Raw genomic sequence first — 23710 nt, forward strand, 5'->3', positions numbered from 1 at the left:
TCGGCCTTGAACGAGTAAAACTTTCTAGGAAATAAGGTTGAACATTGGATTTTTTCGACTTGTTCAAAGTGGCCGGAGGGCATTCGGACACTCAAAACGGACGGGTCGAAAGTGTCAGACTTAAGCAATTAAGCGTTTTTCAGTGAAGCGTCAACCCCGTTCAGCGACCACCCTAAAAAAGTGGCGTGGTGAGGAATCGCCGTCCGTTTTACGGCGGCGAGGATGTCAACTCGGCTGACCTCCTTTGAAATTATCTGTAGTATTTCCTACTTTTCCCTCCTTTCCTCTATACTTAATTATTTTTTAATATTTACTTCTGTGACGATTGGTCAGGTTTTATTAAGTAATGCTGCGGATGGAGGGAAACGCCGAGAATTTGTGATAGCCATACCTCAAAATCGTGGATTGGATAAGCTTGCTCCCCCGTCAAGGGATTTACCATTGGTTTCACCAGAATGGTAAACATTCCCAGACGATTTCCCGCTAAAACATCGGTAAACAAGCGATCGCCAACCATAGCAATTTGTTGGGGGGGGAGACTCATGGCTGCCATCGCTTGCCGGAGTTTGCGTCGAGAGGGTTTCACCGCACCGAGAAGGTAGGGAAGTTGTAAATTATCAGCGATCGCACCGATCCGATTTTCGCTAAGATTATTACTTACCAACCAAATCGGTAGATAAAGACGCAAGGAATCGACCCAACGCTGTAAATCGTCAGAAACCGTCGTTTCCTGGAGGGGAACAAGGGTATCGTCCACATCGAGAATCAATCCTTTAATTTGATGCTGACTCAAAATCTCCAGACTGAGACCGAGAATCGTATCCCCTAAAATTAAATCAGGTTGTAGAATTTTTGCTCTAGTCATTAACTTCTCAAAAATAACTCGCACTGAGTCGATCGAACTCAGCTTGCTCAAAAAACCATGGACTTATTTAGTATAAATGACTGACTGCCTCTGAAAATCTGGCCCGACCAATCCTTTCACTTGGCCGCTTGAATCACCTGTAAACTGCCACCAGCGTATAATTTTTGTTGACAATCACGAAAACCGAGCGCCTGTAAAGATCGGATGAGATCGGTATCGATAAACTGCCAAGCGGTATGGGTTTCAAATAATTGCAAAAATAGGGCCAAAGAAGGCCAAAAAAGCGGGTTAGTGGGTCGATGAAAATCCACGAGGGCAAAAATTCCCCCCGGTCTGAGAACTCGATACACTTCTTTGAGGATTTCCTCTAACTGCTCTGGTTCCATTTCGTGGAGAGCGGCGCTAGTATGGACAAGGGCGAATTCTCCGGCATTAAAGGGCATTTTTTCGGCTAATCCCTCCACATAATGCGCTTGCGGCACCGCTAAACTAGCTCGCTCCAGGGCCACAGGAGAGACATCTAAACCGGTACAGCGATCGGATAGGGGTACTAAATAACGGGTGGTTTGACCCGCACCACAACAGAGATCGAGGATAGGGTCATTTTTAGCGATTTTTAAACCTTCTAGGGCTAATTGCCGAAAACGGGACTCCCCACCCACTGCTAGGGCAGCCAGACGGGAGATACCATCGTAAAGCCATTGATATTGATAACTGAGGGGACGTAAAATTGTCGCCAAGATCAACCTCCAAGATTTGATTAAGTTCTATATTGTCTGTAATTTGTTTTAACGGTTCCACCGATATATTGTTAAACTTGGTAAAGAATCTGAAAATTTAAAAATTATCTGTTAACACTATGGGTCGCGTTGGGGTTTTATTATTAAATTTGGGTGGACCGGAGCGGTTAGAGGATGTGCGTCCTTTTCTATTTAACCTTTTTTCTGACCCAGAAATCATCCGTTTGCCGATCAAAGGATTACAAAAACCGTTAGCTTGGTTAATATCGACGCTAAGAGCGAGTAAATCCCAGGAAAATTACCGTCAGATTGGTGGTGGCTCCCCTTTACTCAAGATTACGGAAGCACAGGCCACGGCACTGCAACAACGTCTCGCGGAAATGGGTCGCGAGGTGAGCGTTTATATCGGGATGCGTTACTGGAATCCCTTCACCGAAGAAGCGATCGAGCGGATTAAACGGGATCATATCAAAAAATTAGTTATTCTGCCCCTTTATCCCCAATTTTCCATCAGTACCAGTGGTTCCAGTTTTCGTGTGCTGGAGGAAATGTGGCAGCAAGACCCCTATCTGCGTTTGACGGAATATACTCTCATCCCCTCTTGGTACGATCATCCCACTTATCTGAGTGCTATGGCCGATCTGATCGCGCGAGAATTAGAGCAGTGTACTAATCCCGACCAAGTACATATCTTTTTTAGCGCCCATGGTGTCCCCCAAAGTTATGTGGAGGAAGCGGGAGATCCCTATCAAAGGCAAATTGAAGAATGCACTAGGGCGATCATGCGTACGCTCAACCGACCCAATCAGTACACTTTAGCCTATCAAAGTCGCGTCGGTCCGGTGGAATGGCTAAAACCCTACACTGAAGATGCTTTAAAAGAGTTGGGAGAGCAGGGAATTAAGCATTTACTGGTCGTGCCGATTAGCTTTGTCTCGGAACACATCGAAACTCTGCAAGAAATCGATATAGAGTACCGAGAAGTGGCGGAAGAAGCGGGAATTGAACATTTTCAGCGAGTACCGGCTCTTAACACTCACCCGATGTTTATCGAATCTCTCTCCCAGTTAGTGGTAAAATCCCTAGACGAGAAACCCACCACTTTCGAGCAAATTACCCGTCCGAAAGCGAATATGAAAATGTATCCCCAGGAGCGTTGGGAATGGGGGATGACAACGGCAGCCGAGGTGTGGAATGGTCGATTAGCGATGATCGGTTTTCTGGCAATTATTATCGAATTAATTACTGGTCAAGGACCGTTACATTTTGTTGGTTTATTATAACCCCGATCTTCGCTGCAATTGCCTTTGACGGTAATTTCTCACCCTGTGTAACCACCAAGACAAGGTTGGGTTTAAGTATATTTAACCCAACCATTGGCGATTTTATCTTCTCTTAGGACATCATATTAGCAGAACGAACATTAACGTTAACTTCTAGCCTGCCATTGCCGAGCATATCTAACCCAGTGACGCTAAACAGATTAGCTTTAATGCCCCTTTCCTGAAAATTAGCCAGTAATTCCTTGATGAGAACCTCTTCCACTTTCGCCTCATCATCTGCTAGGGCTTGGACAATTTTAGCGGCAAAAGAGCCAATTTTTGCGCTCAATATTTCTTCCACATTGGTAATCTCGATAATAACCATTGATTTTTCTTCTTAGTAGAGGATAAATAGCTTGACAAGCCAATAAGAACAGAATTTGCGAGAAAATAGAGCTGCTCTCATCTTAGGAATCAGTATAACCTGCACTGTTCCCCCCCAACGTAAATTCCCACCCATAAGGAGATTACTGCATGATAAACCTAGAGACCCTACAAGGTTGGTTAAATGCTCCAGTGGAAAATGAGCGACTAGAATTTAAAGAGGCTAAAAATCAATTTGATACAAACAAACTGTTAAAATATTGCGTCGCCCTTGCTAATGAAAGAGGTGGCCATTTTATCTTAGGTGTTACCGATAAACGTCCCCGTAAAATTGTTGGTTCACAAGCCTTTCCTACACCAGAAGAAATTAACAGCATTAAATCGCTAATCGTTCAAAAACTTGGCTTGCGTGTGGAAATCACCGAATTGGCCCACCCTGATGGTCGTGTCTTGGTTTTTGAAGTGCCAACCCGTCCCACAGGACAACCTATCGCCTTTGAAGGCGCTTATCTAATGCGAGCAGGGGAAGACTTAGTACCCATGACACCTGATCTGCTTAAGCGCATTTTTGCTGAAGATCAACAAGATTGGTTTTGTCAATCCGCTCGCTCTCATGCTAGTCCAGATGAGGTTATTGACCTACTCGACACCCAAACCTACTTTAAATTGCTCAAGCTTCCTTATCCTAGCCATCGTGATGCTGTTCTAGAAAGGCTACAAAGCGATCAACTCCTTGACCAAACATCAAAAGGTTGGACAATTCCTAATTTATCTGCCATCCTTCTGGCCAAACAACTTGATCGCTTTTCCCCTACCTTAGCCCGTAAAGCAGCACGAGTGATTATCTACGAGGGAACAGGTAAAATTAAAACTCGGCTGGAACAGACAGGAATTAAGGGATATGCTGTGGGTTTTGAGGGTTTAGTTAATTTTGTCCACGATTTAGCCCCTCAAAATCGCATGATCGAAGAAGTTCTTAGGGAAGAAGTGAAAATGTTTCCTAAACAAGCTTTGCGAGAACTCATCGCCAATGCTTTGATTCATCAGGACTTTCTCACTACAGGTGCTTCGGTGATGATTGAAATGTATGATGATCGAGTAGAAATCTCTAACCCTGGTATTCCTTTTATCAAAGTAGAACGCTTTATAGACGAATATCGCTCCCGTAATGAGCAATTAGCTGACATAATGCGTCGTTTTGGCGTTTGTGAAGAAAAGGGCAGTGGTATTGATAAAGTTATTTCCGCTGCCGAGAAATTTCAACTTCCTGCACCAGATTTTAGAGTAGGTGAGGTCCGAACAACTTCTATCCTATTCGCTCATCAGGATTTTGGCAAAATGAGTCAATCTGACCGTATTCGCGCTTGTTATCAGCACTGTTGTCTCCTATATATCAATAATCAACGGATGTCTAACCAGAGCTTAAGAGAGCGATTTCATTTAGACGAGTCAAGAGCTGCCACTGTGTCTCTACTAATCGGTGCAACTAAAGAAGCGGGACTGATTAAATCCGACGAATCTGAATCTAAATCAACTCGTTATGCTCGTTATCTACCCTTTTGGGCCTAGACTAGCTTTGAGCGAAGTCGAAAGGCTAAAAAGTGCTTTAACGCAAATCCATTTTAGGGATGTCAAATCGGCGAAACCCTTATACAGCAAGCAAAAAAGTGTTTTAACGCAAATCGACATTTTTCAAAGAGGAGATTTTATCATCATTTCCACACAGGAGTGGGACTTGTTGGCGACAACAGTGATACATTTCTTCACACTTCCCCTCCCCAATGCAAATAGGCTTCAATAAAGCTATCTAAATCCCCATTCATTACCCCGGTAACATCGGTGGTTTCCACATTACTGCGGAGATCCTTAACCAATTGATAGGGATGAAAAACATAGTTACGGATTTGATTCCCCCAAGCGGCCTCCACCATATCGCCGCGAATTTCAGCGATCGCTTGAGCCTGTTGTTCCCGAGCAATAATTAACAATTTCGCTTTTAATAAAGCTAGGGCTTTTTCTTTATTTTGTAATTGCGATCGCTCTTGGGTACAACGCACAGCGATACCTGTGGGAAGATGAACTACCCGCACAGCAGTTTCCACTTTATTAACATTTTGGCCACCTTTTCCCCCGGATCTAGTGGTGGTAATTTCTAAATCTTTATCGGGAATTTCTACCCTCACCGCATCATCGCCCAAAATTGGCATCACTTCCACCCCGGCGAAACTGGTTTGACGTTTACCATTAGCATTAAAAGGGGAAATTCTTACTAACCGATGGGTGCCTTTTTCTCCTTTCAGATAACCGTAAGCATAAGTTCCGGCAATCTCAATTGTCACCGATTTAATTCCCGCTTCATCTCCTTCTGATATTTCCGCTAAAGTGACTTTATATCCCTGTTTCTCGGCCCAGCGAGAATACATTCTCAGGAGCATTTCTGTCCAATCCTGGGCATCGGTTCCCCCGGCCCCCGCATTAATCGTTAAAACCGCTCCTTTTGCGTCATAGGGACCATTTAAAAGCTGTTGCAATTCCCAGCGATCGAGGTCATGCTGTAAATGAGTTAAATTGTCCGTTGCTTCTTCTAGTAAAGTTCGATCGGATTCTAATTCTAATAACTCGATAATTGCCTTGGTATCTTCTAATTGTCCACACCAACTTTGATAGGTTTCTAAAGAAGATTTACATTCATTTAGTTCTTGCAGGGTTTTTTGAGCAGTATCGGTATTATCCCAAAAAGTGGGGACGGCCGCTACCTGTTCTAAGTCTTTAATTTTAGCTCTTAAAGTGGGTAAGTCAAAGATAGTCCTGGGTTTTACCCAGGCGCGATCCTACTATCTCGATACCTTTTTTTAGTTCCGATATTTCCATGTTTTCAGTTATCAGTTATCAGTTATCAGTTACTCTAGAAGTCAGGAGATGGGGTGATAGGGTTTTGGGGGTTTGGGGGTTTAGGGAAATTTCAGCCAAATGCTCCACTTCCCCATTTCCCCATTTCCCCATTTCCCCATTTCCCCATTTCCCCATTTCCCCATTTCCCCATTTCCCCATTTCCCCACTCCCCCACTCCCCCATTTCCCCATTTCCCCATTTCCCCTATCCACTCTCTGTTCCCCGTTCCGCAGTTCCAGCGTTCACTAAAATGGTACGATCGATCCGCGCAGGGGGGCAAGACTTTGTAAAACGTTTTCAGCCTTATCGCGACTACTAAAGGCGCCTATTTGCCAGACAGAACGACCTTTGTAGGAAGTGGGGAAAGCGTCGGGATAGAGAGAACGAACCCTAGTGCGATCACTCTCGGTTTTAGCTTCGATTACTACTTTAAAACCTTGGCGACTACTATTGCTCATATTACCACTACTGGGATTAGCGGCAGCCCGATTAAAAGTGATTACGTCTGATAAACTTCTGGGATTGCCTAGGTTGCGCGGTGGCGGTGGTGGTACAATTGCATTATTATTCTGGGAATTGGGAGGAGTCAGGGGGGGTAAATTAGGGTTAACTGGGGACGGTGGGGTAAAATTTGGCTCTGGCACTGGATTACTGACCACTGGCTGAGGATTGCTCTCTACTGCTGTTTCTGCAGCGGTAAAGGTATATTCTCGCACTTCGGGATTGGCAGAAGGATTAACAGGTGTTTCTGCTTTGACGGATTCTCTGGGGAGAGAATAACTATTACCCGCGAGTAATTCCGGGGGAGGATTGAAACTGGGACTATCGGCAGTTAGATAGATATGACTGAGATTTTGACCGGCTAGACTGCGTTTAGTAAAGCGCCAGCCATCGATGAGATAAATTTGCATTAAACCGGTCCCTAAACCTTTTGTCCGTCCAATAATTACCTCCGATTGCCTGGGATTGCGGGGGGTTCCCACAAGGACTAATTCCCCGTTGCGTTGTACGATACGCAGCAGGTATTCTAAACCGTAATCTTTGCCCTGAATGCGAAGGGAATAACCGTTACTGTCGGTGGCCCGTTCACAACTGCCAGTAAAATCGAAATCGAGCAAGAGAGGCTGAACAATGGTCGGTTCTGTGCCATTTACCGCCCAACATTGGCGTTTACCCGGGATTTGTTGCAAAATCAGTAAATCGTATTTACCGTTACCGTAGGGTCGGGCAATAGCGATAAAATCCTCTTGATTAACTTCTTGTTGTTCAAAGAGAGTTGCTTGACTCGGTGTAGTCAGGAGACAACCCCCCAGAAGTGAAAACAGTAGGGTAAATTTTAGGGATGATTTTAGATTCATAAATAGGGAGCGTTGTTATGGAGATTGTACTTGCATTTATTTTATCGATCTGGACGTAAGCGAGAGAATTTTGTTTTCTTGGAAGATAGCTATTACAAGGGCCTAATCCACAGTAGGATAGAGATTGCTAAAAATTGACCCTTGAATAGAGTGGCAACAAGATGGCGAAAGCGGCGATTATTGGATTGGGAAGATCGGGAATAGCAGCGGCAAGATGCTTAAAACGGGATGGTTGGCAGGTGACATTAAGCGATCGCTCTGATTCTCCCAGTTTACAAGTAACCAAAACCAATCTGGAAAGGGAAGGAATTAGGGTTAATCTTGGTCAAAATCTCAGTCTAGAGGCTTCGGACTTGCCTAATCTTATCGTGGTTAGCCCCGGGGTGCCTTGGGATGCCCCGATTTTAATTACTGCCAGAGAAAAAGGCATCGATACGATCGGAGAATTAGAATTAGCTTGGCGTTATCTGCAATCTTCTCCTTGGTTGGGTATTACAGGAACTAACGGCAAAACCACCACCACCGCCCTCTGTGCCGCTATTTTTCAAAAAGCAGGGTTAAATGCTCCTTCCTGCGGTAATATCGGCTATGCTGCCTGTGAATTGCCTTTAAAAGCCGATAAATACGATTGGATTATTGCGGAGATCAGTAGTTATCAGATCGAGTCCAGTCGGGATTTATCGCCGAAAATCGGCATCTGGACAACTTTTACCCCCGATCACCTCAGTCGTCATCAAACCCTCGAAAATTATTATCAGATTAAAGCCTCTTTACTGCAAAGAAGCGATCGCCAAATCCTCAACGGTGATGATCCCTATCTGCGTCAAATCGGTATTAGTCAATGGCAACAAGCTTATTGGACTTCTGTGAAGGGTAAAGATGCGCTTTTGGGCGATCCTAGTCGTGGTGTTTATCTGCAAGATAACTGGATCGTGGCTTTTGGGGAGTTAATTGCCCCGGTTAATCTGCTGAAAATGGTGGGTAGTCACAATCAGCAGAATTTGCTTATGGCTGTGGCCGCCGCTAGATTGGCAGGAATCGAGAAAAAAGCCATTACTGAAGCGATCGCCACTTTCCCTGGGGTTGCCCATCGTCTAGAGTATGTTTGTACATATAAAGGCCTAGACTTTATTAATGATAGTAAAGCAACTAACTACGATGCGGCCGCAGTGGGCTTACAATCCGTCCCGAATCCGGCGATTTTAATCGCGGGGGGAGAAGCGAAAGCAGGGGATGATCGGGCTTGGATCGCTGAAATTAAGGCAAAAGTCGCCACCGTGCTGCTTATTGGTGACGCTGCCGCCGATTTTGCCCGTCGTTTACAGTCGGCAGGTTATCAAGATTATGAATGTGTAGAAACGATGGATAGGGCAGTTCAACGCGCGGCTGAACTAGGACTGGCAAAAGAGGCTAAAGTGGTGTTATTATCACCCGCTTGCGCTAGTTTTGACCAATACCAAAGTTTTGAACATCGCGGCGATCACTTTCGGCAATTGTCCTTACAGTTGTAGGGGGATGGGGATAGGGGAGTGGGGAAGTGAGGAGATGGGGGAAGTGGGGAATTTCAACTAAAACCCCAAAACCCTAACACCCTAAAACCATGTTGCCGACAGCTAAGAGGCAATTTTTGTTCCCAAAGATACTCTTTTTTGGCTAAGTTGGGTAAAATCAGGAGGAGTTAACTAAAAAAAATAAGAGAAAAAACGTGCTGGGATCGTCCTTCCATCTTGATCATCTTTTTAAAAAACCCCTAATTGCCTGTCTTTTGTCCTGTGTGGGTGTCTTGCTGCCGATCCCAGTTTTAGCGACACCGGTGGCAGTGTTAAAAAGTCAAGAAAATGCCAATCAATGGACAGCTATCACTGAGCGTTTGCAAAATGTCGGGGTTAATTACTGCATTCTCCAGAGTAATCAGTGGCAAAGCGACGCGGATTTAAATAAAATTAAGGTTCTAATCATCCCCAACGTCGAGACTATTTCCGGTTTACAAGCTAGTGTCTTGAGTCGTTGGCTTAATCGCGGTGGTAAAATTATTGTCACCGGTCCGGCGGGGAATCTTTCGGAACCTGCTGTGCGTAATCAATTGCGATCGCTATTTGGGGCTTACTGGGCCTATCCTCACTCCCAAGCTTACACCCTGCGGCCGACTAATTTAGGTGAACTGAAAAACCAAAAACCTCTAGCCAGCAGTCTCCTCGGTGGTGTGGTTATCCCCACGGGAGTTAATAGCCAAACCGTTGCCGTCTGGGGGGCGCGCAACAATCCCCCCGCCGTTGTCCTCAATAATAACTCGATCTTTCTCGGTTGGCGCTGGGGCAGCGATGCCGTCGCTAATCTCGCCCTCGATAGTGCTTGGCTAGAAACCGCCCTGCAACGCTACGGCATTAATCGTAGTTCTTCTCATAGCACAATTGCGCCCTATTGTCAAGGAAACTCAACAATAGTTAATAATATTAATAATACCCCAACAGCGATCTCGCGTAGCGAGCGCGTTGCGATCGCACCCCGTCGCCCTCTACCCCAGATTTCAGAAAATCTCCCCAGTGAAACGGCGAGATTAAGTCCGAATACCGAGGCAATTCCCCCCAGAGCAAGTCTAACTCCTCAACAAATTAGCCAGATGACGGCGGAATTGCAGGGATTAATCGGGCGTTATGGGGCGACTCTCTTAGCTTTAGAGGCAAGTAATAGTAATATATCCAATACTGATAAATCCCTAGCACAAGCATTTCATAATCGTGGGAAAAATTCCCCCACCTCAGATACAGCCAGACGATTCCGTTTAGCCCTAGAAAATGCCCAAGGAAGCTTAAATAATTTTCAGAATTTAATTGCCCAGGGGGCCTATACCCAAGCGCGGGAATTTTGGTTACAAGCGCGGCGAAGTCTTTGGGATAATTATCCCACTAATCGACAATTTGCCCAGCCAGAAATACGGGCAATGTGGTTAGATAGAGGCACGATCGTAGAAGCTAAAAATGAGGACGATTTAGCTAAAGTATTCGATCGCATGGCGGAGGCGGGTATTAATGTGGTCTTTTTCGAGACAGTTAATGCTAGTTATACTATTTATCCCAGTCAAGTTGCCCCCGAACAAAACCCTTTAACTAGAGGTTGGGATCCCCTAAAAGTTGCCGTTAAATTAGCCCATGAACGCAATATGGAAATCCACGCCTGGGTGTGGGTTTTTGCGGCGGCTAATCAAGCTCATAATAAAGTATTAGAGCAACCATTAGATTATCTAGGTCCAGTTTTATCCCGTAATCCCGATTGGGGGGCAACTAATAAAAGTGGTGGTTCTTTTGATTATAGTCAAGGCACGAAAAAGGCCTTTTTTGATCCTGCTAATCCCGATCTACAGAACTATCTTTTATCTCTTTACGAGGAAATTGTCAAGAATTATGATGTGGATGGCTTGCAGTTAGATTATATTCGCTATCCCTTCCAGAATCAAAGTTCTAATCAAACCTATGGTTATGGTAAATCCAGCCGTTGGTTATTTAAACAAATGACAGGAGTTGATCCGATTACTTTAAATCACCGGGGTGCTTTATGGGAACAATGGACTAGCTTTAAAATCCGTCAGGTTGATACTTTTGTCTCGCAGGTTTCTACTCGCTTAAAACAGATTCGCCCCCAGTTAAAAATGTCGGCTGCGGTGTTTCCCATGGAACAAAAAGAACGATTATATCGTATTCAACAAAACTGGGAAGAATGGGGACAAAATCAATGGATAGACCTGATATTTTTAATGACTTATGCTCTCGATACAGGGACTTTAGAAGAGAAAACCCAGTCTTTATTTGATCGCAAAATTGCAGGAAATGCTCTGATTATACCCGGTATCCGTCTGTTAAAAGTACCCGATCAAGTCATGATCGATCAACTACAATTTATTCGCAATCTTCCCACTTCGGGATTCGCTCTTTTTGCCACAGAAAATCTCAATCCCAACTTGCAAACAATTCTTAATCGCATTCAGGGATCGATGATTACGAAAAAAACCGAACCTTTACCCCACCGTCAACCCTTTAAAACGGCAGCAGCGCGGTTTAATTCCTTGCGTCAAGAGTGGAGTTTTTTAATCACGAATAATTTATTAGCAATGGAGGAGGGAACCTTAAAAACTTGGGGGCAAGAAGTGGACGAAATGGCTAATCTATTAGAACAATTAGCTAATAATCCCAGCCCTCGTAATTTGACTTTAACTCAAAATGCTTTAAAGCGATTTAGCTATAAATTTAAATCTGTGATGTCCAGACAAAAAGATTTATCTGCCTATCAAATACAGGTGTGGGAAAATCGCCTCGCAACCCTACAAAGTCTCCTAAGTTATGGTCAAATGGTTGAGTTTTAATTAGGATTTACTGAAAAAGTTTGTCGGTGGAGTCAGTATTCAGGAGACTCCGAGACAGTATTCAGGAGTTGAGAGTTGGGGTTTTAGGGAGTTGGGGTTTTAGGGTTTTGGGGTATTAGTTGAAATTCCCCTATCTCCCCACACCCCACTTCCCCCCAATCCCCACTTCCCCCCAATCCCCACTTCCCCCCAATCCCCACACCCCACACCCCTATCTCCCCACACCCCACACCCCGCACCCTCTTGTCAGAGGCCCGCCCGAATATGTAACAATTTATGGGAGAAACCCCCAAGCAAATTTAACGAGAAAAACATGGCAGCTACAATTAAGAAAGGAGCTTTAGTCCGCGTGGTGACGGGAAACCTAGAAAATAGCCTCGAAGCCCTAGCCAGCGATCGCCGTTTACCCAGTTATATGTTCAACTCGACAGCAGAAGTCTTGGATATAAAAGATGATTATGCTTTGATTAAATTCTATGTTCCTACCCCCAGTGTGTGGCTAAAGCTCGAACAACTGGAACCCGCCTGATGAGGATATTGCCTCATCCATAAACCATGGTTGACTTCTACGATACACTCCTCCCCTGTCAATCGCCCCGAGTCTCGGTTATTGGTGCTGGTAACGTCGGACGCACCCTGGCCCAACGCATCGCCGAAAAAAACCTCGCCGATGTGGTTCTCCTCGATATCGTCAATGGTTTACCCCAGGGTATTGCCCTAGATTTGATGGAAGCCCAGGGCATAGAACGGCACGACAGCGAGATTATCGGCACTAATAACTACGAAGACACGGCAGGCTCCGATATTGTCGTGATTACGGCTGGATTAGCCAGAAAACCGGGCATGAGTCGCGATGATCTCATGAATGTCAATGCTAAAATTGTCGTTGAGGCCGCCACTAAATGCCTCAAGTATTCGACCGGAGCCATTTTTATCGTCATCACCAATCCCCTTGATGTGATGACCTATCTAGTCTGGCAAGCGACGGGTTTACCCCCCCAAAGAGTGATGGGAATGGCGGGGGTCCTCGATTCTTCCCGTTTACAAACCTTTATCGCCATGGAATTGGGGATTAGTACCGCCGACGTTCATGCTATGGTCTTGGGTGGTCACGGTGATTTAATGTTGCCCCTACCCCGTTACTGTACCGTCAGTGGTGTGCCGATTACCGAATTAATGGACGAGATAACAATTAACCGTCTAGTGGAGAGAACTCGCAACGCTGGGGCTGAAATCGTCAAATTACTGCAAACTGGCGGCGCTTATTACGCCCCTGCTTCCTCTGCCTGTACCATGGTCGAGACGATATTGAGAAATCAATCCCGTTTACTGCCGGCGGCAGCCTATCTTAAGGGTGAATACGGCCTACAGGATGTCTATCTGGGGGTTCCCTGTCGCTTAGGCTGTCGGGGGGTGGAAAGTATTCTGGAAGTGCGTTTGACCGATGCTGAACGTCTGGATTTACACAATTCTGCTGCCTCAGTTCGTCAAAATGTTCATTTAGCTCTTGACAGTCTCAAGGTTTTGGTGTAGTTAATACAACTCATATTTTAAGAGGGTACAGGGCAAAGAACCGTTATACAAGGGAGTGCGACGGGAAGAACGCAGACCGATTTGTTTAGTCAGTTCTTTGTTTCCCGATAAAATATAGGCTGTCCAACCCTTAAACCTCTGTTTTAAGACATCACCGAAGGATTTATATAAAGAGCCTAATTCTTCGGTATTGCCCAATCTTTTGCCGTAAGGGGGATTACAGAGAATAATCCCTCGATCGCTCGCCGGTTCTAAGTCGGTGATGCTTTGCAAGCTAAAATTAATATGGTCCTGCACTTGACAAAAATAGGCATTATCCTCGGCCTGATGCAAAACCTCATAATCGGCATCACTAGCATAAATTGGCGCATTTAGCTGAAATTTTTGTTTTTCTTTAGCTTCCTTAACCAAAGATTGCCATAAATCCGGTTGATAGTCTGGCCATTTCTGAAATCCGAACTGGGAACGAGATAAACCGGGGGCAATATTTAAAGCTTTTAACGTCGCTTCGATGACAATGGTTCCCGAACCACAGAAAGGGTCCAAAAGCGCCATATCATCCTGCCATGCCGATAATTCTACCAAAGCAGCGGCGAGACTTTCTTTTAGGGGTGCGACTCCCATGGCCCGATGATACCCGCGACGATGTAAACTGTGGCCAGAACTATCTAAACTAAGCACACAGCGATTTTTCTCGATATGAGCGTTAATTTGCAGGTCGGGGTTTTCTGTATCCACAAAAGAACGGGGATTCCCCTGTTGACGCTGTTGGTCGATAATAGCGTTTTTGATGCTTAAAGCGGTGTAATGGGTGTGATTGAGGCGATCATTCGTTCCCGTACATTGTACCGCTAAAGTTTCCTCACTGCTGAGATAATCGCGCCAATCAATGGCTTGAATGCCATCATACAGTTCCTCCCCATCCCCACAGGGAATTTCGGCAATGGGAACCAAAACCCGAAAAATAATTCTTGACCAAAGATTGACTCGATAGAGTAGGGCCAGATCTCCCTGAAAATGGACTCCCGTGAATACGGGTTTAACTTCTTTGGCCCCCAGGAATTCTAATTCCCTAGCGGCAATTTCTTCTAGTCCCCTAGCGGTAGTAGCAAAATAGGATCGAGTCATATCAGTTATCAGTTTTCAGTTATCAGTAATCAGTTTTTAGTTTTCAGTGATTAGCTCTGGTCGTTGGTAGCTTGAAATCAGAAAAATTTTAATTTTTATCCCCTTGTAAATTCCCTATCTGATTCGCTCAAGTCAGTTAAAATCGATTAATGCTACAGTAATCAGTAGGATTTAGCCCATCGGAAAATTTTACCCAATCACAAGCATAATAATCCTCTTTTGTCAAGGCAGAAATGCTTAAGAATTGTGTCGCTGTGGTCATTAGTTTTATCTATCCTGAGTCGTTCTTTCTTTATCTTGCAGGTAGTTGGCGATCAAATCAAGTTTTTGTTAGGAAATATTAAAGGTTTCTCCCAATCAAGACTAGACAGCATTCTCTGAGAAAATAATGTAGGCGCTCATTATCGTTAGGGACTATCTTGCGAGTTGCCTGAGCTATATTTGCTAGTTCGGTTTCTCCTATCTCTATATTATCCAGCCAACGCTCAAAATCTCCTTTGTCCATGTGTTCTTTAAATTTATTGGGATTATCTATACATAATTCGAGTAATTCTGGGATATTGTTAATGCGTTTTCTTCTACCATCGTCTAAGTTAAAATAGAAAGGTGGATTATATTTCGGATTTCTACTGTAATTTTTAATTTTATTAAGAAGATTTTTAAAACAATCATTAATAATTTCATTTAAAAGGTTTTGTTTATTTGCTGGTTGTTGTGCCATCAAATCTTTAGTATTCTCTACTTGATTAGCTAGGTCAACTTCACCTAAAGTTTGCAGTCTCGATTTTAACGAGCCATTTTCTATCTCAATAATAGCATTAGTTCTATCATCAATCATTGCTCCTATTTCATACAGGGAAGTAAAATCTCCTCTATCGTTTATCCAAAATATTCGTGTACTTTTCACCTCTTTATTTTGTGCGTTAATTCCTTTGTACCAAATTTTTCTTAAACTTCCTTCACCGTCTTTTAATTCGGAATTTTTTTGTCTCGTTACACTATTCCATCTCCAGAGATATCCAATTATTACTAAAGGAACTAATAATATTGCTAAAAAAACCATATTATTTAATATGTTGACTGCGGAAAAGATACCACCTACATTTGCGACTAATGCAATACCACCAAAAACGACCGTAACCCAATTATTTTCTTCTGCTTCAATTTTTAAAGTTTGCATATAGCTTTCCCAAACAATAGGCTTTTGACCATCGGGTAAATTATTAAAGTATAAATCATTAATTTTAGGCTCAATATTAGTGGCAATATATCTACCAATTCTAACAATCAGATAAGTATTTCCATGAACAAGAAGGATGATTAATATACAAGAAGCGGGAACTATTATTCCTAGAATAATGGCTGAAGGAATTCGTCGTTCAATTGGAATATTATAAAAGTTTTGTCGAGATATTGTTTCTGTTTCTGTGTCTTTTTCTTTAATAACTAACCCTGAATTTTTTTCTTGATTGGTGTGATTACTATCCGCTTTTGGATGAGATATTGTCTGTTTTATTGTATTTCCTGTTTTCTTTTCTATTGTAGTTGTATCTGTGGGTATTCTAGTAACAGTTGTTGTCTCTTTCATGATGGGAAGATTAGCGATGGGACTGATCCCAATTCCCAGTAAAGTCAAAACTAGAGCGCCTCCGAAGACAATAACATTAGTGCGATTTTGCCCAGTTTGCAAAATTTCCGTTCTCAGGATTTTATACTCCTCCATACACACATCGATCGCTTTATTTATATCGGGTTGATTGTTGTTATTAGGCATTTTTTAAATCCTGAATTTATATATAGTTGTAATTTTATCTGGTCAAATAGAATTACACTATTGGCTTAAACTTTTCTTAATTAGTTCTAATGCGATTTGTAAATTAGCCTGTGTCCAAAGGAGAGGAGTGGCATCATTAGGAATATACTTTCCCTGTTCTAGATAGTATAATTCGGGACATTTAAACTCACCAACGGGGGAATCTTTTCCCGTAATTTGTCCGAGAGAACGATTGAAGTAATGGGTTTGTAGGTTGAGATATTTTTCCTGACCTGTACTCTGGAATTTAAGGGCAAAAATGGCAGAAATAATCGGATCAAAAATACACCATTGTGCTTCTTGGCCTAGATTTAATCCTCTCCCTTGTTCCTGTAACCAACCTTCTCTTTCTGCTGATACGGTGGTGCGGATTTCTGGGGGAATTAAGCGATAGTCTCGACACCAAAAAGAATCACCTAAATAGCGACGAATACCGTAATCTCCCTGAAGGTGAACGATAACATTATTAAGAATTTGATCGGCGATATTTGTCTCCACCACTTGTAAGGGATAAATCAAAAAAAGTAGAGCTGCATCATAACTTCTCCCCTGCGGTACTGGTAGAAGACACTCGGCTGGTAAAATCTGGTATAAAGCTTGTTCTCCTATCTCAATTAATTCTGTTAAAAATGCTGGTGTAATCCTGCGATTTTCGGCTGTGAGATTTATCTCTGTCTCGATTAATAACTTTTTTAATTCCCGTAATCCCGCTACCACAACCCCGATGCTAGATGCTTCTATTTTGCGGGTTTCTTCCCAGTGACCGCTATCCTCATCCTGCCAATAACTAATCCCTTGAAAATATAAAGGAAATAGGGCAATTGTTTCTAGACAATGGGGGGAAAGCTCAACATATTTTTCCCGTGCTAAACGACAATAAAACCAGAGAAAATAGCCAAGAGCATCATTTTGTGCGTGTTGCAAAACTTGGTCAATTTCCGTCAGTGTACGTCCCTCAAAACGAATATGAGGACGTTCCATGATCTTTTCAGGATTAACTCGACCTTCGATAATATTAATAAAACGCCTTTGGAACTTTTGAAAATAGTTCAACAAAGTCTGAATATTCTTGACAGCGATCGCTGTCTGTCCGATAATATAATGAGAATAAGCCAGATAAACGTTATCCCTCAGCCAAACATTGGCGTATCCCGTGTATTCTGTCTCATTACTGACTAATGCTGCTGGAAATAAGCCATTTTCTAGGTGGGGAAATCTCAAGACGTGATTTTCCGACAAAAACGAGGATAATCTCTGAATATCCCCTAGAGAGTAGCGGTATTTAATGAAATCGAGAATTTTTTCGTTGTGAACAACCAGCATCGGCAAAATACCCCAATAATCTGCTCAAAAACGCATTTATCTCGATCAATTCTACTGAGAAACCCAAAAAATGCGTCTTTGATTAGGATCCCGTCGGGAACTTTGTTCACCCATGACTTGCCGCGCTTGACTAGGATCAAAACTACGACTAAATTGATCCCGCAGTTGATTAACGCGTTGCTCCTTTTCTTGGGCCGCCAAACGCACTTCTTCTAATTTTGCCTGTTGGATCTGTTGGTAGGGTAGCAAACGAGCGATCGCAAAAACTGCCGTGATGGAAAGAGCGCTATAGGCAATAATTCGCAGCCAAATCTCGATAACTTGCCAGTTTTGGGATTTATTGCCGCTTTTTGGCTTTTTTTGTGGTTTTTTGTCGGTTTGGTTTCCTGTTCGTGCGGTCATAGATTGGGGGTTGGGGAGTGGGGTAATGGGGAATTGGGGTAGTGGGGAGATGGGGTAGTGGGGAGATGGGGTAGTGGGGAATTTAGCTGAAATTTCCCTATCACCCTAAATCCCTATCACCCTAAATCCCTATCCCCTAGTTTAAGATACAAAAAACCCCAATCGGTCTATCCTATAGCTAGGTCAGACGGGATCAGGGTTTATTGAAAGCGATTTTACTTATAAAGTTCCGTCGCTAGACGAAAAGCCAAAATCCCGGGGATTAAAGCAATTACCAGAGCGACTAAAACTTGAGTATCAGAAAGCATTGCTGATTATCTCCTCATAAAGATATTTATCCAATACTTTCCGACATCATCGGGGTTCTCTGCATCATTTCGTTACAAGAATTCATATCTCCCCACTCCGATGACGGTTATCTCCCCTAGAAAAGAAAGTTGTAAAAGCGTTAAGCTGAGGTATCGCCATCATTACATTTATTTTTACCTGCGGCCTCAATGTTAGACTCGCTCCTTGATTCATCTCTAACCCTTAGTCTAAAAACCCCGTTAATTCTGTTGGTTCTCATTGCCCTAGAAGCGGTATTATCAGCAGATAACGCCATTGCTCTCGCTTCCATAGCACAGGGATTAGGAGATCATCAGCGTCAACGTCAGGCCTTGAATATTGGCTTAGTTTTCGCCTATATTCTCCGTATGATCCTGATTCTTACCGCCACCTGGGTGGTTAAATACTGGCAGTTTGAACTTTTGGGAGCAGTATATTTGCTCTGGTTAGTCTTTAATTACTTTGCCTCCCCTGAAGACAAGGATCACACCCATCATAGTCTCAAGTTTCAATCTCTCTGGCAAGCTATCCCCCTAATTGCCGTTACTGATTTAGCTTTTTCCCTCGATAGTGTCACCACTTCCATCGCCGTGGCCGATGATACTTGGTTAATCCTGCTTGGTGGTACGATCGGAGTAGTTACCCTGCGCTTTATGGCCGGTTTATTTATTCGCTGGTTAGAGGAATACACCCACCTAGAAGACGCTGGTTTTGTCACCGTCGGTTTGGTGGGTTTAAGATTGCTGTTGCGGGTGATTAGTCCCGATTTTGTGCCGCCGGAATGGATTATGATTAGTTTAATTGCTATCCTCTTTGCTTGGGGTTTCTCAAAACGCAACGATCGAGAACCCATAGAGAGTGATACCATCCAATCTGATAAATTGCCTTGACAATCCCCCACTGAAAAGAAAATCCCTAGAAGATCATGTCATCTTTACCGACTCCATCTGCTGATACCTTAGAAAATTCTACTCGATCGCCCTCTTGGAAAATTAAACTCCTCTACGATGGAGAATGTCCCCTCTGCTTGCGCGAGGTCAATTTTCTGCAAAAACGGGATGCTGGGAGAGGATTAGTTGCTTTTGTCGATATTGCCGCCGAAAACTATAATCCAGAGGAAAATGGCGGTATTTCCTTCGCGGCAGCCATGGGACGAATCCACGCCGTACTAGCTGATGGTACTATACTCCAAAATGTGGAAGTGTTTCGCCAAGTCTATGATATTTTGGGCATTGGTTGGATTTATGCCGCTACCAAATGGCCGGTTATTGGATTTCTAGTGGATATTATCTATGAAATTTGGGCTTCTTGGCGATTAACCTTAACCGGAAGACCGAATTTAAAAACAATCTTAGCAGAACGTCAAAAACGTCTGGAATGCAACTCATCAAATCGTTGTTCTCAGTCAGTTAAAATCTCCTAAAAAAATAGGGAGTATTTAGGGTTTGCGGCAAAAAGTTTTTCGGTGGTGGTAGGGTGTGGGGTGTGGGGTGTGGGGTTTTACCAGTTTTGAGGTGGCCAATTACCTAATTTTCAGGGAAAAAGTGCCTAAATTTCCCCCCCGAACAATCCTGGCTAAGGCACTTTTTGATTTCAAAAAAGCCTAAAAATATTATCCAACAAGGTTTTTAGATTTATTCAGCAAACCCTACTTAGTATGGTTTGATCGGGTGACATAACCCCGTCCATTGCCTAACACAAACCACCGCTTGAAAAGCTTAAGGAGTATATCAAAAATCAGGATACACCTAAAATTTAGTTGGCAATTTTTCGGACATCGAGTCCTCAAATTGCCGCCCCCTGCACCTTCCCCACCGGTGCGTTGCCGAAGGGTGGGGACTGATGCAGGTTCGTTTAACTCGACTTGATACTAGACAGGTGGCGGAAAGAAATTTGAGCTGACAAAATTGCCAACCTCTAACCCCATGTCAAAAGAATCAATACAAGCCTCACGGACGTGAACCCCGCCATAAATACGGCTGAGGGCATCTTCCATTCCCGCTTGATGGAAGCTATTGAAATTACGAACGACACCGGGAAGTTCTTGGGAGACCGTACTAAACACATAGTTTTCACCAAAATATTCGGTCATCACTCCAGCAAATGCTCCCCCCATGGCGGAATGCCCTGACAGATAATCTGGAAAGGGTGGCGAATTAACCCCCATTAATGGTGACAGCAAGGGTTTCCAATTGGGATCGCCCACCGTAGAAGCTATCCCGTCATTAGCCGCAAATCCTCCGGCAATTACGTCATCCGGGCGAGGTTGGAGTTCAGTGTATTTGGCCTTCCAAGCAACGATTACCGCATCTGCCAGCGCGGTATTTAACGCGGCAAATAGGCTGGCATCTTCTTGCAAGGTATTGCCCTCACTCACCGCAATTTTTTGAGCAATTTGGTTTAATTGACCGTAGGGACGGAAGGTATCAGCCCGGTCATAGGCCCAGAAAACAGCCATTTGTGTCTGGTCTGCATTGCGTAAAGTGGTAGTGAGAGCAGTGTTTTGCAAGCCGCCGTAGAGCCGGGCTTCTTCAATTTCTTGGGCATACAATGTAGGATTTGTGTCGGGACGGCCATTAAGAGTCACATCAAGTTGATTGTCCGCAACAAACTGGTTAATGTTCCCAATTGTCCAAGGAGCTACTCCCCCCCAGTTTGCGCCGACTGCTACCCCAGCAGTCGGTCCTAAGGTTTCTGGTCTCCAGACATAGGCTCCCGACGGCGCAGTGAAAGGCGTATTGTTGCTGGAACCATCATTAGTGCGTAAATTGATGCTCTGATTGCCTACTAAAATGCCAAAATTAAAACCCCTGTTTTCAGCGGTGGCACTGTCCTGAATCTCCGCCAGAGAATTGGCTACTTGCTGTAATAACAAGCTATTTTGTCCAGGTAATTGAGTAGAGAGAACTCGATAAGCAGCACCAACTACCGCCGCCTGCAACGAGGTATTTGCTGGTGCGTTCACATTTACAGCGTAGGAGGGAAAAGTTGTGTTGAAGGCATTGACCGTATCATAGACGGCAGTAGAAACCAGCGCCATTAAGCGAGAACCTACTGTCGGCGCAACTCCCCGCCCTGCTTTTCCCTCGGCTTGAATCGCATTTAATGCGATCGCATTCCAGTCGATGATGGCATTAGTATTGAGTCCCGATACTAATTGACTGGTGACATTATTGGTTTCGAGTTGTTCGGCAATTTGGTTATTTGCATCAACTTGAGCAATGAGAAAGTAAGCCCCCGGAGCGATGACTGAAGTATTATTGTTATACCCTAAGTTTAGGGTGACTGACTGCCCGGCATTTAGGTTCAAGTTTGTGCTGACACTGGTGAGCAAAGCATCGTTACTGTCAATCTCACCGTCAGTGGAAATGTACAGTTTGACAGTACTGGGACCACTGGCGATCGCCTGTCCTTGATTGGTGACAATTACCTGCGCACTTCCCTGAGCGCCGAAGTTAACCGTACTTGGCAAATTAATCGTGCCAAAACTGCCCACTAAATCTGGTAGTGAGACACTTGAGGTAAAACTTGAGGTAGAAGTTGAGGTAAAACTTGGGGTAGAACTTGGGGTAGAACTTGGGGTGGAACTTGGGGTAGAACTTGGGGTAGAACTTGGGGTGGAACTTGGGGTAGAACTTGAGGTAAAACTTAGGGTAGAACTTGAGGTCAAACTTGGGGTAGAACTTGGGGTAGAACCTGCGGTAAAACTTTGGGTAGAACCTGAATTTTTGTTATTGCCGCTCTTGCCATTATTTGATTTGTAGTCAACTCCAATTGCCTCTAAAAAATCAACTCCACTCAAAAGCACACTTAAATCGTTTAGGGAGAGTTGATTTAAATTTTTGCCACCGATAACCTGCTCTAACAACGCATCAATCTTACTGGCTGCTTTAGTACTATTTGGTATTTGCTCGTTCTCAGTTACTTTCTTCTGATCATCAACGGTGTTTTTTGGTGATGACCCGGCGGTAGTTATAGAAGTGGTTGAAGTCATGGCTAATAAGTTAGAAAAGAGTAAGGGTATTCAGGACAGAAAGCCTTGAAGCTTAACTTGTCGTTGCACTCCACCACCAAACCGATGTCACCGTCAGTAGAAATTTACAGGTTCACAGTACAAGTAAGCTGTTCGCAATTTAAACTTCTTGTTGAGACGATACAAGAGGCAAGAGGCAATACCCCCCCCTTGCCCCTCCGATGTCGGGGGGACAAGGGTAGCGGGGGAGGTTCGGCTAATCCAAGAATAAGCGATTTAAATGCGTCCTAGCTTAATGTTTGCGATCGCCTGTCCTTGATGGACGACAACTACCTGTGCATTTGCTTAATCTGTTTGAAAATGTTGACAAAAAAGGAATCATAGGGGCAATTCAACTCAAACTTGAGTTTTGCGATACAACTGAGTGACCTACATCACCTACTATAACACCATGGAATCCATAAAGTCAATCAATTTTTATGTCTTTAGTTATAAATTTTTATGTCTTTAGTTATAAATTTTTATGTCTTTAGTTATAGATTTTTATCTATGGATAAAACTAAAGTTATTTCAGATAATTTTGATACAATCTGGACCGATGAAAACCTTATGATACTACTAAATCCGTTGAGTATAGGCTACATATCAGGACAGGCACTCATACACTCATGCACTCATGCACTCATGCAAAAGGAGAAATAGATAATGAGTCTTTGATAACTGGATTTAGTATGAAATCGGGCATTTATTTATCAATCTTAATTGAAATGACTATAATTCCCAATAGGCGCAATTCAAACTTGAGTTTTGCGACTACCTGAGTGATCTAACTCACACAGCTTGGATCATGCGATCTGTAAAGTCAATCAATTTTTACGTCTTTAGTTAGGGTCTGCTGAATAAATCTAAAAACCTTGTTGGATAATATCTTTAGGCTTTTTTGAAATCAAAAAGTGCTAGGCATGGGAGTGATCAGGGGGAAAATTCAGGTACTTTTTCCCTGAAAATTAGGTAGTTGACCACCTGAAAATCGGTAAAACCCATCCCCCAACCCCCAACCCCCAACCCCCAACCCCCACCGAAAAACTTTTTCAGCAGACCCTACCTAATCTTACGTTTTTTTTCTTCCCCTCCATTGATGAAACCTCATGACCAATGGCTCTTCGGTAATTTGTATGCAAATAATTAACTTAAAATAAAATTCGATGAGAGTGCCTACGCCCAAAAGTAGCTGAAATTCATATAAAGAAGGACTTAAGGCACAAATAGGTTAATACCAAAAGATAGACAATTGAGTTAAATTTTGATATAATCGCCAAAAACCCGAGTATTTTACTTATGATGCTTGACAAA

20 protein-coding genes are annotated in these 23710 nt (G+C 43.5%); 9 read left to right on the top strand and 11 right to left on the bottom strand.

The genetic code is table 11. The annotated features are described in order from the left end of the window. Nucleotides 1-310: 310 nt before the first annotated feature. Both IM479_RS12880 and IM479_RS12885 read right to left on the bottom strand, forming a co-directional pair. Nucleotides 311-865 (bottom strand): YqeG family HAD IIIA-type phosphatase, encoded by a 555-nt coding sequence (locus IM479_RS12880; RefSeq protein WP_286823573.1) that lies wholly within the window; start codon nucleotides 863-865, stop codon nucleotides 311-313. Between the two features lie 116 nt (nucleotides 866-981). Next, nucleotides 982-1605, bottom strand: coding sequence for a class I SAM-dependent methyltransferase (locus tag IM479_RS12885; protein WP_287079551.1), 624 nt, complete (start codon nucleotides 1603-1605; stop codon nucleotides 982-984). A 119-nt stretch (nucleotides 1606-1724) separates the two neighbouring features. Here IM479_RS12885 and hemH point away from each other — a divergent pair, with 119 nt between their 5' ends. After that, nucleotides 1725-2888, top strand: coding sequence for a ferrochelatase (hemH, locus tag IM479_RS12890; protein ID WP_287686355.1), 1164 nt, complete (start codon nucleotides 1725-1727; stop codon nucleotides 2886-2888). Nucleotides 2889-3000: 112 nt separating this feature from the next. On the opposite strand, the gene IM479_RS12895 is transcribed toward hemH, so the two are convergent. Continuing rightward, the gene (locus IM479_RS12895) at nucleotides 3001-3252 is read right to left on the bottom strand and encodes a DUF8653 family protein (protein ID WP_287686353.1); all 252 of its coding nucleotides are present in this window, start codon (nucleotides 3250-3252) and stop codon (nucleotides 3001-3003) included. A 149-nt stretch (nucleotides 3253-3401) separates the two neighbouring features. On the opposite strand from IM479_RS12895, the gene IM479_RS12900 reads away from it, so the two are divergent. Further along, a complete protein-coding gene (locus tag IM479_RS12900; protein ID WP_287686351.1) occupies nucleotides 3402-4820 on the top strand; it encodes an ATP-binding protein in 1419 nt (472 codons plus the stop codon). 194 nt (nucleotides 4821-5014) lie between these two features. Here the strand turns inward: IM479_RS12900 and prfB are convergent. Together prfB and IM479_RS12910 are read right to left on the bottom strand one after the other, a co-directional pair. Next, nucleotides 5015-6122, bottom strand: a protein-coding gene (gene prfB / locus IM479_RS12905) for a peptide chain release factor 2 (RefSeq protein ID WP_287686349.1) whose coding sequence is annotated in 2 segments (ribosomal slippage) — nucleotides 5015-6049 and nucleotides 6051-6122 — 1107 coding nt in all. Because the reading frame shifts where the segments join, the coding sequence is not laid out codon by codon here. 266 nt (nucleotides 6123-6388) lie between these two features. Then, entirely contained in the window at nucleotides 6389-7501 is a 1113-nt protein-coding gene (locus tag IM479_RS12910; protein ID WP_287686347.1) for a DUF3747 domain-containing protein, read from the bottom strand. Nucleotides 7502-7662: 161 nt separating this feature from the next. Between IM479_RS12910 and murD the strand changes: the two genes are divergently transcribed. The 4 genes from murD (at nucleotide 7663) to mdh (ending at nucleotide 13391) form a co-directional block, all read left to right on the top strand. Then, nucleotides 7663-9012 (top strand): UDP-N-acetylmuramoyl-L-alanine--D-glutamate ligase, encoded by a 1350-nt coding sequence (gene murD / locus IM479_RS12915; RefSeq protein WP_287686346.1) that lies wholly within the window; start codon nucleotides 7663-7665, stop codon nucleotides 9010-9012. A gap of 194 nt (nucleotides 9013-9206) precedes the next feature. Next, the gene (locus IM479_RS12920) at nucleotides 9207-11858 is read left to right on the top strand and encodes a glycoside hydrolase family 10-like protein (protein WP_287686344.1); all 2652 of its coding nucleotides are present in this window, start codon (nucleotides 9207-9209) and stop codon (nucleotides 11856-11858) included. A gap of 313 nt (nucleotides 11859-12171) precedes the next feature. After that, entirely contained in the window at nucleotides 12172-12387 is a 216-nt protein-coding gene (locus IM479_RS12925; RefSeq protein WP_045361132.1) for an NAD(P)H-quinone oxidoreductase subunit O, read from the top strand. 26 nt (nucleotides 12388-12413) lie between these two features. Further along, nucleotides 12414-13391, top strand: coding sequence for a malate dehydrogenase (gene mdh / locus IM479_RS12930; protein WP_286824088.1), 978 nt, complete (start codon nucleotides 12414-12416; stop codon nucleotides 13389-13391). Here mdh and IM479_RS12935 read toward each other — a convergent pair whose 3' ends face one another. The 5 genes from IM479_RS12935 to psaM all read right to left on the bottom strand — a co-directional run bounded on the left by IM479_RS12935 (nucleotide 13392) and on the right by psaM (nucleotide 18365). Beyond that, entirely contained in the window at nucleotides 13392-14519 is a 1128-nt protein-coding gene (locus IM479_RS12935) for a THUMP domain-containing class I SAM-dependent RNA methyltransferase (RefSeq protein ID WP_287686342.1), read from the bottom strand. Nucleotides 14520-14859: 340 nt separating this feature from the next. Further along, nucleotides 14860-16293, bottom strand: a complete 1434-nt coding sequence (locus IM479_RS12940) for a hypothetical protein (protein WP_287686341.1) — start codon at nucleotides 16291-16293, stop codon at nucleotides 14860-14862. A gap of 57 nt (nucleotides 16294-16350) precedes the next feature. Next, nucleotides 16351-17655, bottom strand: a complete 1305-nt coding sequence (locus tag IM479_RS12945; RefSeq protein WP_287686340.1) for a glycoside hydrolase family 15 protein — start codon at nucleotides 17653-17655, stop codon at nucleotides 16351-16353. A 51-nt stretch (nucleotides 17656-17706) separates the two neighbouring features. Then, entirely contained in the window at nucleotides 17707-18057 is a 351-nt protein-coding gene (locus IM479_RS12950) for a slr1601 family putative cell division protein (protein WP_287686339.1), read from the bottom strand. Between the two features lie 215 nt (nucleotides 18058-18272). Continuing rightward, complete coding sequence (gene psaM / locus IM479_RS12955; RefSeq protein ID WP_012264462.1) at nucleotides 18273-18365, bottom strand: photosystem I reaction center subunit XII; 93 nt, start codon at nucleotides 18363-18365, stop codon at nucleotides 18273-18275. Nucleotides 18366-18554: 189 nt separating this feature from the next. Between psaM and IM479_RS12960 the strand changes: the two genes are divergently transcribed. Beyond that, the gene (locus IM479_RS12960; protein WP_286824103.1) at nucleotides 18555-19274 is read left to right on the top strand and encodes a TerC family protein; all 720 of its coding nucleotides are present in this window, start codon (nucleotides 18555-18557) and stop codon (nucleotides 19272-19274) included. Nucleotides 19275-19309: 35 nt separating this feature from the next. Next, a complete protein-coding gene (locus IM479_RS12965; RefSeq protein ID WP_147074020.1) occupies nucleotides 19310-19807 on the top strand; it encodes a thiol-disulfide oxidoreductase DCC family protein in 498 nt (165 codons plus the stop codon). 447 nt (nucleotides 19808-20254) lie between these two features. Here IM479_RS12965 and IM479_RS12970 read toward each other — a convergent pair whose 3' ends face one another. After that, complete coding sequence (locus IM479_RS12970) at nucleotides 20255-21856, bottom strand: CARDB domain-containing protein (protein WP_287686338.1); 1602 nt, start codon at nucleotides 21854-21856, stop codon at nucleotides 20255-20257. A 7-nt stretch (nucleotides 21857-21863) separates the two neighbouring features. Here IM479_RS12970 and IM479_RS12975 point away from each other — a divergent pair, with 7 nt between their 5' ends. Then, nucleotides 21864-22148: a hypothetical protein gene (locus IM479_RS12975; RefSeq protein WP_287686336.1), complete on the top strand. Its 285-nt coding sequence runs from the start codon at nucleotides 21864-21866 to the stop codon at nucleotides 22146-22148. Nucleotides 22149-23710 lie beyond the last annotated feature (1562 nt).

Source organism: Microcystis sp. M165S2, from assembly GCF_020245885.1.
GTDB lineage: Bacteria > Cyanobacteriota > Cyanobacteriia > Cyanobacteriales > Microcystaceae > Microcystis.